This is a genomic window from uncultured Methylobacterium sp. (genome assembly GCF_964244095.1).
Lineage (GTDB): Bacteria > Pseudomonadota > Alphaproteobacteria > Rhizobiales > Beijerinckiaceae > Methylobacterium.
On record NZ_CAXTHR010000123.1, the window covers coordinates 1 to 12,223 of the forward strand.

General features: G+C 71.3%; 11 protein-coding genes and 1 pseudogene. 4 read left to right on the forward strand and 8 right to left on the reverse strand.

Going from position 1 to position 12,223, the window contains the following annotated elements:
* A partial coding sequence (locus ACFE86_RS17045) for a guanylate kinase (RefSeq protein WP_375456520.1) occupies window positions 1-432 on the forward strand: 432 nt, incomplete at its 5' end.
* 156 nt (window positions 433-588) lie between these two features.
* Here ACFE86_RS17045 and ACFE86_RS17050 read toward each other — a convergent pair.
* From ACFE86_RS17050 to ACFE86_RS17075, 6 genes are all read right to left on the reverse strand, one after another.
* Complete coding sequence (locus tag ACFE86_RS17050) at window positions 589-2,004, reverse strand: dihydrolipoyl dehydrogenase (RefSeq protein WP_375456521.1); 1,416 nt, start codon at window positions 2,002-2,004, stop codon at window positions 589-591.
* Between the two features lie 100 nt (window positions 2,005-2,104).
* Window positions 2,105-3,682: a c-type cytochrome gene (locus tag ACFE86_RS17055; protein WP_375456522.1), complete on the reverse strand. Its 1,578-nt coding sequence runs from the start codon at window positions 3,680-3,682 to the stop codon at window positions 2,105-2,107.
* 42 nt (window positions 3,683-3,724) lie between these two features.
* Entirely contained in the window at window positions 3,725-4,081 is a 357-nt protein-coding gene (locus ACFE86_RS17060) for a hypothetical protein (protein WP_375456523.1), read from the reverse strand.
* On the reverse strand, window positions 4,081-4,563 hold the full coding sequence (locus ACFE86_RS17065; protein WP_375456524.1) for a TspO/MBR family protein: 483 nt from the start codon (window positions 4,561-4,563) through the stop codon (window positions 4,081-4,083). The genes ACFE86_RS17060 and ACFE86_RS17065 overlap by 1 nt, the downstream gene beginning before the upstream one ends.
* A complete protein-coding gene (locus ACFE86_RS17070; RefSeq protein ID WP_375456525.1) occupies window positions 4,560-5,747 on the reverse strand; it encodes a geranylgeranyl diphosphate reductase in 1,188 nt (395 codons plus the stop codon). Before ACFE86_RS17070 ends, ACFE86_RS17065 begins: the two co-directional genes overlap by 4 nt.
* Window positions 5,748-5,759: 12 nt before the next feature.
* Window positions 5,760-7,100 (reverse strand): BCD family MFS transporter, encoded by a 1,341-nt coding sequence (locus ACFE86_RS17075; RefSeq protein ID WP_375456526.1) that lies wholly within the window; start codon window positions 7,098-7,100, stop codon window positions 5,760-5,762.
* Between the two features lie 297 nt (window positions 7,101-7,397).
* Here ACFE86_RS17075 and ACFE86_RS17080 point away from each other — a divergent pair, with 297 nt between their 5' ends.
* Window positions 7,398-8,777 (forward strand): TAXI family TRAP transporter solute-binding subunit, encoded by a 1,380-nt coding sequence (locus tag ACFE86_RS17080; RefSeq protein ID WP_375456527.1) that lies wholly within the window; start codon window positions 7,398-7,400, stop codon window positions 8,775-8,777.
* 9 nt (window positions 8,778-8,786) lie between these two features.
* Here ACFE86_RS17080 and ppsR read toward each other — a convergent pair whose 3' ends face one another.
* Window positions 8,787-10,190 carry a transcriptional regulator PpsR gene (ppsR, locus tag ACFE86_RS17085; protein ID WP_375456528.1) on the reverse strand — a complete coding sequence of 468 codons (1,404 nt, stop codon included), beginning with the start codon at window positions 10,188-10,190 and terminating at the stop codon, window positions 8,787-8,789.
* An 80-nt stretch (window positions 10,191-10,270) separates the two neighbouring features.
* Window positions 10,271-11,050, reverse strand: a complete 780-nt coding sequence (locus tag ACFE86_RS17090; protein WP_375456529.1) for a B12-binding domain-containing protein — start codon at window positions 11,048-11,050, stop codon at window positions 10,271-10,273.
* A gap of 393 nt (window positions 11,051-11,443) precedes the next feature.
* On the opposite strand from ACFE86_RS17090, the gene bchF reads away from it, so the two are divergent.
* Both bchF and ACFE86_RS17100 read left to right on the forward strand, forming a co-directional pair.
* Window positions 11,444-11,950, forward strand: coding sequence for a 2-vinyl bacteriochlorophyllide hydratase (gene bchF, locus ACFE86_RS17095; RefSeq protein ID WP_375456530.1), 507 nt, complete (start codon window positions 11,444-11,446; stop codon window positions 11,948-11,950).
* Window positions 11,947-12,223: pseudogene (locus ACFE86_RS17100) on the forward strand (ferredoxin:protochlorophyllide reductase (ATP-dependent) subunit N); the annotation flags it as partial. The gene bchF and the pseudogene ACFE86_RS17100, both read left to right, overlap by 4 nt.

Below are 12,223 nucleotides of genomic sequence, written 5' to 3' on the forward strand. Positions count from 1 at the left end.
CGCGCCCGCGACGACCTGCTCGAATGGGCCGAGGTCCACGGCAACTTCTACGGCACCCCGCGACGCCCGGTGGAGACGGTGCTCGCGGCCGGGCGCGACATGATCTTCGACATCGACTACCAGGGCACCCGGCAGGTGCGCGCCAAGCTCGCCGACGACGTGGTGACGGTGTTCATCCTGCCCCCCAGCATGGCCGAGCTGCGCCACCGCCTGGAGCGCCGCGCCGAGGACAGCCCGGAGACGATCGAGAAGCGGCTTGCCAACGCCCGCGTCGAGATCCAACGCTGGACCGAGTACGACTACGTCATCGTCAACGACGATCTCCAGAACGCCTTCGACGCGCTCCGCGGAATCCTCGCCGCCGAGCGGCTGAAGCGTACGCGCCGGACCGGCCTCGAAGCTTTCGTCGGCGGGCTGCTCGGGGAAGGATAGGGGCCTTGAGGCTCTCGTTCCGAGGTGCCTGCCTGCGACGAACCGGCTTCCGCCGCGTCGGAAAGCGGTCCGGACCGATCCCGGCGAGCAGCGTCGACGCGACCGCGTCATCCGCAGCCGGGTGCGTCGGCGATCACGCAGGTGGTGAAGCGGCGGTCACGGACGGGCTTCGCGCGGCAGCCCTTCCAGCACGCGCATGACATCGGACAAGGCGCGCCCGAGGCCCTCCTCGACGGTCGGGTGGTAGACGGGCCGCGCCCGGAGGGCCTGCACGGTGAGGCCGTCGGCGATCGCGTAGGCGAGGATGTGGGCGAGATGTTCGCAATCCGGCCCGAGCAGCTCGCCCCCGAGCAGCGTGCCGGCCCGGTCCGCCCAGAGCCGGATGCCGCCGTGGTTCACCCCCTCGATCCGTGCCCGGCCCTGGTCGGCAAACGACATGCCGCCGACAACGCGCCCGTCCGCCGCCTCCGGATCGAAGGCCGCGCCGACGCGCGCCGCCTGGGGATGGGTGAAGACCATGGCGAGTGCCGGCCACGGTTCCGGCGCCTCCGGGGGCCTCCCGGCGGCGAGCGCCGCCGCGTTGCGGCCGGCGATGCCGCCCTGCCGGCTCGCTTCGTGCAGGACGGGCCGCTCGGCATTGGCGTCGCCCGCGATCAGGATCGGCGCGCCGGCGCAGACGAGGGTGCAGGCGTCGAAGGCGGGCATGCCGCGCCCGTCGAGGCGCAGGCCCGCCTCCGCCAGCCCGAGGCCGTGGACGTTGGGCGGCCGGCCGGCGGCTGCCAGGACCCGGGCGAAAGTCTCGGAATGCCGGGCGCCCGTGGAATCCGTCCAGGTCAGGCGGGCACCGTCGCCGGTGGCCTCGGCCGCGACCAGTTCGGAGCCGCGGTGCAGCGCCATGTCCTCGGCGAAGATGGCGGCGGCGCAGTCGCGCAGCGTCGGTTCGGACAGGCCGGCGAGGCTCGAGCCGGACTCGAACAGGCTCACGGTGACGCCGAGGCGGGCCATCGCCTGCGCGATCTCGATGCCGACCGCGCCGGCGCCGACCACCGCGAGCGAGGCGGGCAGGTCGGGAAGCTCGAACACGGTGTCGGTGGTGAGCACAGCTGCGCCCAGCGCGCTCAGCGGCTCCGGGATGCTCGGGCTTGATCCGGTGGCGACGACCGCCGCCCGGAACGCGACCCGGCACGCCTCGCCGACGGCGAGCGTTCCGGCGTCGCGGAAGCGGGCACGGCCGGAGAGGCGCCGGTCGGCGGGAATCGCGTCGAGCCCGTCGAGCACGCCGGCGACGAAGCGGTCGCGCTCGGTCCGCACCCGCGCGAGCACGGCCGGCCCGTCGATGGCGACGCCCGCGACCCCCACGCCGAAGGTGCCGGCCCGACGCGCGTCGTGCGCGGCCGCGGCCGCCGCGACGAGGAGCTTCGAGGGCATGCAGCCGACCCGCGCGCAGGTGGTGCCGCCCGGCCCCTGCTCGATCAGCACCGCGCGGGCCCCGGCGGCCTCGGCAGCCCGGAACGCGGCGATGCCGGCGGTACCGGCTCCGATCACCGCGACGTCGCAGGTCAGCGTGTGCATGGATTTTCGGGGGCTGAATCACGCAGGTGGAGCGACGCCGCCGCACGCGCCCGCCGGGCAAGCGAGCCCGGCGGGACGCCCGTTCGAGCGCCCGGCCGGATCAGTTCGGCTTCGGCATCGCAGGCACCGTCGGCATGCTCGCCTGCTTCTCGGGGTGCTTGAGCTGGCTGTAGACGAGGTTGCTGAAGCTGCCGATCGTCGTGTGCCACGGGAGCTTGACGTCCTCGACCGTGGGCTTGGCCGCCTTGCAGAAGGCGGTGGTGAGGCCGTTGACGATGTCGTCGTCGCGCCCCTCGGGCAGAGCCGACTTGATCTTGGGCAGCAGCGCGTCGATGCGCGGGATGAAATCCTCCTGCTTGAGATCCTTCAACTGCGCGTCCGCGCCGGCATCGGCCACGGCCTTGGCCACGTCCGGCTGCTCGATCTCGGCGCAAGGGGCGTTGCCGGCGAGCATCGTGCTCGTGGCCTCACGCGCCGCGGCGGCGACGCCGCCCTTCAGCACGGGCGCCTTGTTGCCCCAGGAATTGCGAATGTAGTCGGTCACGTCGGCGACCTGTTGGTCGGTCATGCCCTGGCCGATCGCGGTCATCGGTGCGTAGCCGCTCTGGGCGCCGAGCCCGCCGTAGATCACCCGCAGCACCGTCTCGGGGCCGTAGGACTGGACCGAGGTGTTGCCGGCCAGCGCCGGGATCGCACCCCTCACGCCCTGGCCGTCCGGCTGATGGCAGGAGGAGCAGTAGCTGAGGTAGACGCCGGCGCCCGGCGCGTCCGCGCTGTTGAAGGCTTGGAGATCCTTCACCTTGTAGGTCTGCTTGGCCTGATAGGTGCGCAGGTACGCGACCATCGCCTTGAGGTCGGCGTCGGTCATCTTCGAGAGCGATTCCTCGATCGTCTGGCGCATCGGTCCGGCGGCGACGCCGGGTAGGTTGCCGGGGGCGGTACCGGTCTTCAGATAGGTCACGACCTGATCCTCGGACCACGCGCCGATGCCCTGATGGCCGTCGGGGGTGATGTTGGGGGCGTACCACCCGTCGATCACGCCGCCGCCGAGCTTGCCCGCGAGGCTGCTGTTGCCGACGATCTTATTCTCGTTGTGGCACATGCCGCAGTGGCCCAGGCCCTCGACGAGGTAGGCGCCGCGGTTGACCTCCGGCGTCGCGTTCGGATCGGGCTTCCACTCGCCCGCCGTGAAGAAGGCGGTGCGCCACGTGATGAGCGCGGTGCGGATGTTGAACGGGAACGGGATTTCGCTGTCCTTGCGGGCCTCCTTCACCGGCTCCAGGGAGCGCAGGTAGGCCCAGATCGCCTTCACGTCGTCGGTGGTGATCTTCGTGTACCAGGCGAACGGGAAAGCCGGGTAGAGGTAGGCGCCCTCGTTGTCGATGCCCTCGTGCATCGCCTTGACGAAGTCGGCCTCGCTCCACTTTCCGAGGCCGGTCTCGTCGTCGGGGGTGAGGTTCGGCGTGCGGATCTTCCCGATCGGCGTGTTCAGCACGTAGTTGCCGGCGAGCCGCTTGCCGCTCGGCCCGGTGTGGCAGGCGACGCAGTCGCCGGCGGTGACGAGGTATTCGCCGCGCTTGATCAGGTCAGGGCTCGCCCCCTGCGCAAACGCCGCGATCGGCACGCCCGCACCGAGAAGGAAACCGGAGGTCGCGGCCAGGGCGAGGATGCGACGCATGATGCCTAGTCTCCGCTTGCGACAGGTTGGAAGCAGAATAATTCAGCTTCGCGGTCGCGCGTTGAACGCCTGTGCCGGAACGGAAGTTCCTGCCGCGTTGCCCGCGGCGGTGCGACCAAGCGTCGGAGCTTGGCTCTTACGCAGTCGCGGGATGAGATCGCCCAGATGGGCGGCAAGCGACATCAGCATGCAGGCGGCCACGACCGGCCAGTCGGCACCGACCAGCGCGGCGCGCACGGCCAGCATCAGCGCCGCCCCGGAGGCGAGGTTGCACAGGAGCGGCAGCGGCGCCGGGCCGCGGCCCGTACGCAGGCGCAGGGCCAGCAGGAGGACGGCCTCCAGCGCGACGAGGACGAGGATCGCGTCGACGATCCGGCCGCTGGAGAACCACGCCGCCATCACGCGACCCCGAACGGGCCGTTGAGGCGCACGATCGCGCGGTTGAGGAAGCCGGCCACGGTGACCCAGGCGAGGTAGGGCATCAGCAGGGCCGCGGCGAAGCCCGAGAGCGAGAGGGAGACGGCGACCAGGACGACGATAGAGAGCCAGAGGAAGACCAGTTCGACGAAGGCCCAGTCGGGCCGTTCGGCCCGGAAGAACAGCACAGTCCAGGCGACGTTGAGCGGCGCGTTGAGGGCATAGGCCGCGATAAGGGCGATGCGACCGGCGGCATCGCCGGCGTTCCAGGCGACGACCGCGGATACGATGCAAAAGGTATAGATCGTCGCCCAGACCGGACCGAAGGCCCAGTCCGGCGGCTTCCAGGCCGGGTTGCGCAGATTGCGGTACCAGGGACCGATCCTGGTGAGTCCGCCGCCGATCGCTCCCAGCGTCATCGCGAACCCAAGGGCGACCAGCGCCGGCGTCCAGGTCTCGCTCAAGGCGAAACCCAGCGGAACAGGTGCGCCATGTCCTTGAGGAAGATCTTCACGTGGGCCATCGGCTTTTTGCGCACCAGCTCCTTGTTCATGTACGCCTCCCAGGTGAGCTGCTGCACGTCCTTGTCGCGGCAGATCGAGACGAATCGCTCGCGCAAGGCGTCGTTGCGGTACCACACGCCCTGCATGATCCGCAGGATCAGGAACACGCGCCCGTGCAGCTTCATGAAGCGCCGGCGCGCCTGGGCCAGCGCGCGGGCGTCGCCGGTCTTGAGGAACGCGTCCGCGGCCTCGGCCGCGAGCCTGCCGCCGAGCATCGCGTAGTAGATGCCCTCGCCCGAGGCCGGGGCGACGAGGCCGGCGGCGTCGCCCGTGAGCAGCACGTCGCGGCCGTTGTCCCATTTCTTCAGCGGTTTCAGCGGCAGCGGCGCGCCCTCGCGCCGCACCGTCTCGCCGGCCGCCAGCCCCGTCGCCGCGCGCAGGTTCCGGATGGCCGTGCGCAGCGAGAACCCCTTCACCGCCGAGCCGGTGCCAATGCTGATCGTGTCGCCGTGCGGGAAGATCCAGGCGTAGAAGTCGGGCGAGTGCTTGCCCTGGTAGAACACGTCGCAGCGGGTGGCGGAGACGTCGCCGCCGCCGTCGGCGGGCAGGCGCACGATCTCGTGGTAGGCGAAGACCTGTTTCATCCCGGCATGGCCCGGGATCTCGGCCCGTCCCACCGGCGAACTTGCGCCGTCGGCCCCGATCACCAGCTTGGCCTTCACCGTCACCGCGGCGTCGCCCGCGCGGTAATGCACCGTCGCGAGCCCCGATCCGTCGCGGCTGATCCGCTCGTAGGTGCCGGCGCGGTGGTCGGCGCCGGCGAGCGCCGCGCGGTCGCGCAGCCACGGATCGAAGTGCTCGCGGTCGACCATGCCGACGAAGCCCTCGCCGACCGGCATGTCGACGGTCTTGTCCGACGGCGCGATCATCCGCGCCAGCTTGATGCGGGCGACGATCTGGGCGTCGGGGATGGCGAAGTCGCGGATCGCGCGGGGCGGGATCGCGCCGCCGCAGGGCTTGATCCGCCCCGGCTTGTCCAGCAGCAGCACGCGCCGCCCCAGCCGCGCGAGGTCGGTGGCGGCGGTGGCGCCCGCGGGGCCGCCGCCGACCACCACGCAATCGAAGATCTCGGTCGGCTCGGACATGGGTCGGGCTCCCTAGAACCGGGGTTGGAAGTGCAGATCGAGCGCCGGCGCGCGGGCCTTGCGGGGCACGCGGGTCGCGCCGGCATGCTCGATGCGGAGCGCGATTGCCGTCGCGACCAAGAACAGCAGCGCCTCGGCGGTGAAGACGGCGGCGTAGGCCTGCACCGCCTCCGGCGCGACGAGGCGGGCGAGATCGACCGCCACCGTTCCAAGGAAGCCGCCGGCGCCGAAGGCAACCCCTTGCGCCGCCCCCCAGACGCCCATGCGGGTGCCGCGCTCCGCCTCGCCGCCGGCGCCGGCCAGCCCCATCATCGAGCCGATGGCGGCGACCGCGAAGACGCCGTTGAACAGCCCGAGCCCGAACACGACGGTTCGGAGCGGGAAGGCCGGTCCGATCAGACCGCCGCCGGCAATGCCGACGAGCATCGCGCCGGAGCCGGCGCAGCCGAGCGCGGTCCAGAGCCTGAGCGAGCCGAGCCGCGGGCCGCCGATGCCCATGGTCAGGCCGGCGACCAGCAGCATCCCGGCCAGCACGCCGCCGTGCTGGAGCCCGGCGAGCTTGGTGGTGACGCCCGGCGTCATCGCGAAGACGAGGCCCGCGAACGGCTCGAGGATCAGCTCCTGCGCGCTGTAGGCCAGCATCGCGACGAAGATGAACACCGTGAAGCGCCGCGAGGCCGGCTCGGCCCAGACCTTCGCCAGGACCGCGCGGAAGGGCATTCCGGCCGGCTCCCGCGCCGCCTGCGCGGGCGGGCGGCGGGGCTCGACGCCGAGGACCGCCAGCACGGCGACGCCGAACGCGACGAGCGAGACGGTGCCGGACACGGCGATGAGCCGCAGGCCCGAGAACGGATCGAGGAAGTGGCCCGCGAGCGGGGCGCTGATCGCGAAGCCCGCGATCATCATCACCCAGACGATCGTGGCGGCGGCCCCCCGGCGGCGTGCCTCGACGCCGCCCGCGAGCAGGACGAGGAGCGAGGTGCCGGCCGCGCCCGCGCCGAGCCCGACGGTGAGGAACGCCGCAACCGCGAGCGCGAGGCCGGCGGCGAGGTTGGTCTCGGCGATGGCCGTGGCGACGGCGGCGAGGAACCCGCCGAGCGCGAGCGCCGCCATGCCGCCGACGATCCAGGGCGTGCGCCGGCCGCCGACGTCCGAGCCGTAGCCCCAGCGCGGGCGCAGCACCTGCACCGCGTGGTGCAGGGCGACGAGGGCGCCCGGCACCACCGCGGGAAGCGCCAGCTCCACCACCATCACGCGGTTGATGGTCGCGGTCATCAGCACCACCACGGCCCCGAGCGCGGTCTGGACGAGGCCGAGGCGGACGATCTGAACCCAGGAGAACGATGGCGCCATTACCGGCCTCCGCGCACGGGAGCGGGGAGCGGGCGGCGGGTCGAGGCGGCGGATTGCCGGCCGCCGGCGGAAGTCCGCACGGTCGCCGACCGTGTGATCGCCCTCGGGCGTTCGACGCTTGCGCTGGGAGCCGGTGTCGCCATGACCCGAAGCTAGGTTTTCGCAAACCTCTCTGTCAAGTTGGCATGACATACGAAATCGTCAAAATATTGAGACGTCCGGTCCGGCGACGAGCGGCTTGAGATCGTGGGAGCGGACGGGCAGGGTGGTGACGGCTTCGCTCGGGGACCAGATCAAGTGCCGACCTCCGTGTTCAGGCGGGACTTCGTGTTCCTGGCGATAGCCGTCGTGCTGGCGCTAGCCTCGGGCCTTGCCCTCTACCTGTCGCGGGCGACGACGCTGACCGTCGCGGTCGCGCCGAGCGACGGCACCGAGCCGCCGCTGATCCGTGCCTATGCCGACGCGCTCGCCAGGAGCGGCGAGAACATTCGCCTGCGCATCCTCGCCTTCGACGACGTGCGCGACAGCGCCAGGGCGCTGCAGGACGGCAGGGCCGACCTCGCGGTGGTGCGCCCGGACGTGGCGATGCCCCGCAACGGCCTGACGCTGGCGATCCTGCGGGATCAGGCGATGATCATCGCCTCGCCGCAGCCCGGCGGCATCACCCGGTTCCCCGATCTCGCGCGCAAGCGCCTCGGCATCGTCGCCCATCGCGACGCGGATCGCGCCGTGCTGAACAGCCTGCTCGCCTATTACGGGCTGACCCTGCTGACCGAGGCGCCCGCCGGGCCGATCCCGGCCGACGCGGTGGTGCTCGTGCAGACCGAGCCCGACGAACTCACCGCCGCCTTCACCGCGCGGAGGATCGACGCGGTGGTCGCGATCATCGCCCCCGCCGCGGCGGCGGCGCAGGCGCTCGTGGCCAGCGTCGCTGCGGCGAGCCGCACCCGGAAGGTCGCCTTCGTCTCGGTGGAGGATGCCGACGCGATCATCGAGCGGCTGCCGCGCCTGCAGGCGGTGACGATGCCCGCCGGCATCTTCGGCGGCAACCCGAAATCCCCGCCCGACGAAGTCAAGACCGTCGGAAGCTCCTATCGCCTGATGGCGACCTCGGCCTTGAGCCGCATCAGTGCGGCGGACGCGACGCAGCACCTGTTCGAGCTGCGCACGCAGTACGACGCCACGACGCCGGCCGGCGACTACATGCTGGCACCGAGCTACGAGACCACCGCCGCCGCCACCAGTGCCCGGCTGCCGATCCATCCCGGCGCGATCGACTATTACGAGCGCGAGCAACGCTCCTTCCTCGACCGCTACCAGGACTGGATCTACGTCCTCGCCTCGGTGGGCGGCGGCCTCGGCTCGGCGGTGGCGTGGCTGAGCCAGCGCGTCCTGCGGACGCGCCGTGCGCGCATCGACGAGGTCCTCGACCGCCTGATCGAGATCATCGACGCGGCCCGCACGGCGACGAACGCGGGCGACCTCGACGCGCTCGCCGCGGAGACCGACGCCCTCTCCGCGGACGTCCTCCGGCACGCGCGGGACAACGGCACCGCCTCACGCAGCTTCGGGGCGCTGACGCTGGCGATCGACGGCGCGCGCAAGGCGGTGGCCGACGCCCGCACCCGCGTCCCGCCCGGAAGGGCGGGCCGTCCCGCGATCCGCGCGGCGGAGTGAGCGGCTCGCTCAGGCGTCGCCGAGATCCGGCCCGTCGAGGTCGCCGATGCCGTAGCGGCGCAGCTTCGCGTAGAGGCCCTGGCGGCTGAGGCCGAGCATCTCCGCGGCTGAGGCCCGGTTGTCGCGGGTGATGCGCAGCGCCGCCTCGATGCAGAGCCGCTCGATCAGGTCGGTCGTCTCGCGCACGAGGTTCTTCATCGACACGCGGCCGACGAGCTCGGTCATCTGCTCGACCGAGCGCGGCAGTTCGTGGGCGCCGGGGATCGCGACGGCCGTGGCGCGGCGGGGCGTGCCGCGGATGGTGAAGCCGAGGCAGGGCGGCTCGGCATGCGGCACGGCGACCGCGGCGATCTCCACGTCCTCGACCGCGCCGAGCAGGCCACGCAGCCCGGTCACGAAGTGGCGGACCGAGCCGTGTTCGGCCAGCGTCGCGAACAGCGTCGCGGCTTCGGTCTCCTCGCGGCCGATCCAGCGGTCGATCCGTTCGCCGCGAACCTGCTCCTCGGTGGCGACCTGGGCGAGGTCGAGGAAGGCGCCGTTGGCGATGAGGATTCGCCGCGCCAGGTCGGTCACGACGAAGCCCTCGGGGATGTCGTCGATCACGTTGAGCAACGGGCCTCGGGCGTGAGCCGATTCGGCGGAGCCGGCGGTGGCCTCGGCAAACCGGAGGAGGGCGCTCGCCGAACTTCCCTGCCGGAACAGCGATGCGGTGATCCGCGCCCGGCCGCGATTGCCCCCGAGCCGCGCCTCGAAATCCTCGGCCTTGCCCGTTGCGCGCAGCCCCGAGAACAGTGCTTCGATCTCGCGGGCGCTCGCTGCCTCGAACAGCTCGACCACATCCTGCCCGAGGATTCGCTTCTCGGGCCGCCCGATGAGGCGAACCGCCGCAGGATTCACCTCGGTGACCCGGCGGGTGGTCGCGTCGATGACGAGAACGGGTTCGCTGCCGAGCTGGAACAGCATGCGGTAGCGGGTCTCGGCGCCACGCAGGCGGAGGTAGTCGCGCTCCAGCGCCTGCTGGGTCTCGATCAGCTTGCGCTGAAGTGCGGCGGTGGCGCGCAGGTTGCGGCCGATCGCGATGATCGAGCCGTCGTCGCCCAGCCGCATCGCCGCGTAGCGGATCGGAAGGTCGTCCCCGGAGACGGACGGGTGGTTGACCTCGCGCCAGCGCGTCACCGCCTGGGGGGCCGCGTCGCGCAGCAACGCATCCACCTTCGGGCGGCTCTCGACGGTGACGGTGTCGATCCAGCGCCGGCCGAGCCACGTGTCGCAGCCTTGCCCGGCGAGGTCGGGGGCGCCGAAGGCCGCGTCGCGGATCACGCCGTCCGCATCGATGATCAGGGACAGATCGGTTGCGGCCGCGACGAGAAGGCCCGCTGCCTCTCCACCGAGGGCACCCAGGGTCTTGCTCAAGGCTGCGGAGGGTTTCTGCGCAGCGTGGGTGGCCAAGCTGGTCAAGTATCACCGCTTCGTGATGTCGCCGTTCGGGTCTTTCAGCAGGCTGCCGCCCGCAGATCAAGCATGAACTCGGCCGCAGCCACAGCCCGGCGCGCATCGGCCGCGGTCGCGTCCGCACCGACGCTCTCGATATGAGCCGGGTTGTCGGTGAAGATCGGGCCGCCGACGAGGATTTTGACGCCGGGATTGAACGAGACGCGACGCAACGCGTGAACCGTCTTGGCCAGGGTCGGCAGAAGGACCTCACAGCCGAGCGACAGGCCGATCACGTCGAACCATGCGGTGCGCGCCTGGTCCAGGATCTCGCCTACCGGTGCGAGCGCCGTGCTCGTCACGTCCCAACCCGCATCCCGGAAGAACTGCTCGATCATCGACAGGCCGAACAGGTGCGTCTCCCCGGGGCAGAGGCTGAGCAGGATGCTGCGGCCGTCCCTGTGGCCGCCCGTCTCGCCGCCGTAGCGCCGGGTCAGGTCGTGCATGATGCGCTGGAGACGGCCCATCGCGATGGTCATCTCGGCGAAATCGCAGAGATCCTCGTCCCACAGCATGCCGAGGTGGCGGGCTGTGGGCGCCAGGAGATCGAGCAGCAGGCTGTCGAGGGCGAGCCCGTCGTCGACCAGGGCAGCGATCCGCGCCTCCACCACCTCGCCGGCCGGCGCCAGGACAAGGGAGGCGAAGGCCTCGATGTCCTCCGCCGTCGGCTTCCGCGGCCCCGGGCCGCGCGTGCTCGCCTCCATCCGGTGCGCGAGCATCAGACGCGGGATGATCTCCGCCTCGACGACGCGCGAGAGGTGGCCGTGCCAGCGATCGGACAATTGTTGCCTCTGCGGCGGTGCCTCGGCGTCGATGTCGCAGGCCGACGCCATTTCGCGTGCCAGGGACAGAATGGCGTTTCGCCCCTCGGAGCGCCTCAAGTCATCCATTGGTGCCTCTCCAATGTCGCTGACGGCTTATTGTATTCATACGTGCGGGTTGGGCTGGGATTCCGGGCTCCCCGCGCCGCCACCCTCGAAACAGGGGCGGCTTGAGCGGACGATACGCTTTCGAGCCGACTTGGCAATGGTCGAATCGAATAAGAATGCTTCGACGTCATTGTCACTGCGATTTGACGTAAAGCGCGCTTGACACTTTTGGGGCCCGTTTCTAGGCTTCCTTCCAAGCCGCCCCTTCGAGAGGGGGCCCATCGCGACGGGAACGGGGTTAAGGGTATGGGTCCGACGGACCGCACGGCGCGACCACCGCTCTACACGTCGGCCGAGCGCGCGCGCCGCGACGCCACCCGCTGGACCCTGGTCCAGGGCCTGCTCGCGCCGCTGCAGTTCCTCGTGTTCCTGGTGAGCCTCGGCCTCGTCCTGCGGACGCTGGCGACGGGGGAGGGCGAGGCCGCCGCCAACCTCTCGGTGCTGGCCAAGACCTTTCTGCTCTACGCGATCATGGTCACCGGCTCGATCTGGGAGAAGGTGGTGTTCGGCCGCTACCTGTTCGCCCCGGCCTTCTACTGGGAGGACGTGGTGAGCATGCTCGTGCTGGCGCTCCACACCGCCTACCTCGCCGCCCTCGGGTTCGGCCTGCTCGGCACCGACGGCCTGATGTGGCTGGCGCTTTCGGCCTACGCCTCCTACGCGATCAACGCGACGCAGTTCCTGCTCAAGCTCCGGGCCGCCCGGCTCCAGGGGCCGCAGGATTCGCACGGCACCGCGATGGTGGCGCAATGAATGCCCCGTTCGCCCTCCCGCTGCCCGCCGAATCCGGCTGCGGCGACGTTTCGATCCGCCAGGAGCGCGGCCAGCGCGCGGTGTTCTGCGGGCTCACCGGCATCGTCTGGCTGCACCGCAAGATCCAGGACGCGTTCTTCCTCGTGGTCGGCTCGCGCACCTGCGCGCACCTGATCCAGTCGGCGGCCGGCGTGATGATCTTCGCCGAGCCGCGCTTTGCCACCGCGATCATCGACGAGCGGGATCTGGCCGGCATCGCCGACATGAACGAGG

What these genes read in the sequence shown, in the direction of transcription:
- ACFE86_RS17060 (WP_375456523.1), bottom strand. Translation starts at nt 4,081, where the DNA reads ATGGCGGCGTGGTTCTCCAGCGGCCGGATCGTCGACGCGATCCTCGTC.
- ACFE86_RS17055 (WP_375456522.1), bottom strand. Translation starts at nt 3,682, where the DNA reads ATGCGTCGCATCCTCGCCCTGGCCGCGACCTCCGGTTTCCTTCTCGGT.
- bchF (WP_375456530.1), top strand. Translation starts at nt 11,444, where the DNA reads ATGGGTCCGACGGACCGCACGGCGCGACCACCGCTCTACACGTCGGCC.
- ACFE86_RS17050 (WP_375456521.1), bottom strand. Translation starts at nt 2,004, where the DNA reads ATGCACACGCTGACCTGCGACGTCGCGGTGATCGGAGCCGGTACCGCC.
- ACFE86_RS17075 (WP_375456526.1), bottom strand. Translation starts at nt 7,100, where the DNA reads ATGGCGCCATCGTTCTCCTGGGTTCAGATCGTCCGCCTCGGCCTCGTC.
- ACFE86_RS17070 (WP_375456525.1), bottom strand. Translation starts at nt 5,747, where the DNA reads ATGTCCGAGCCGACCGAGATCTTCGATTGCGTGGTGGTCGGCGGCGGC.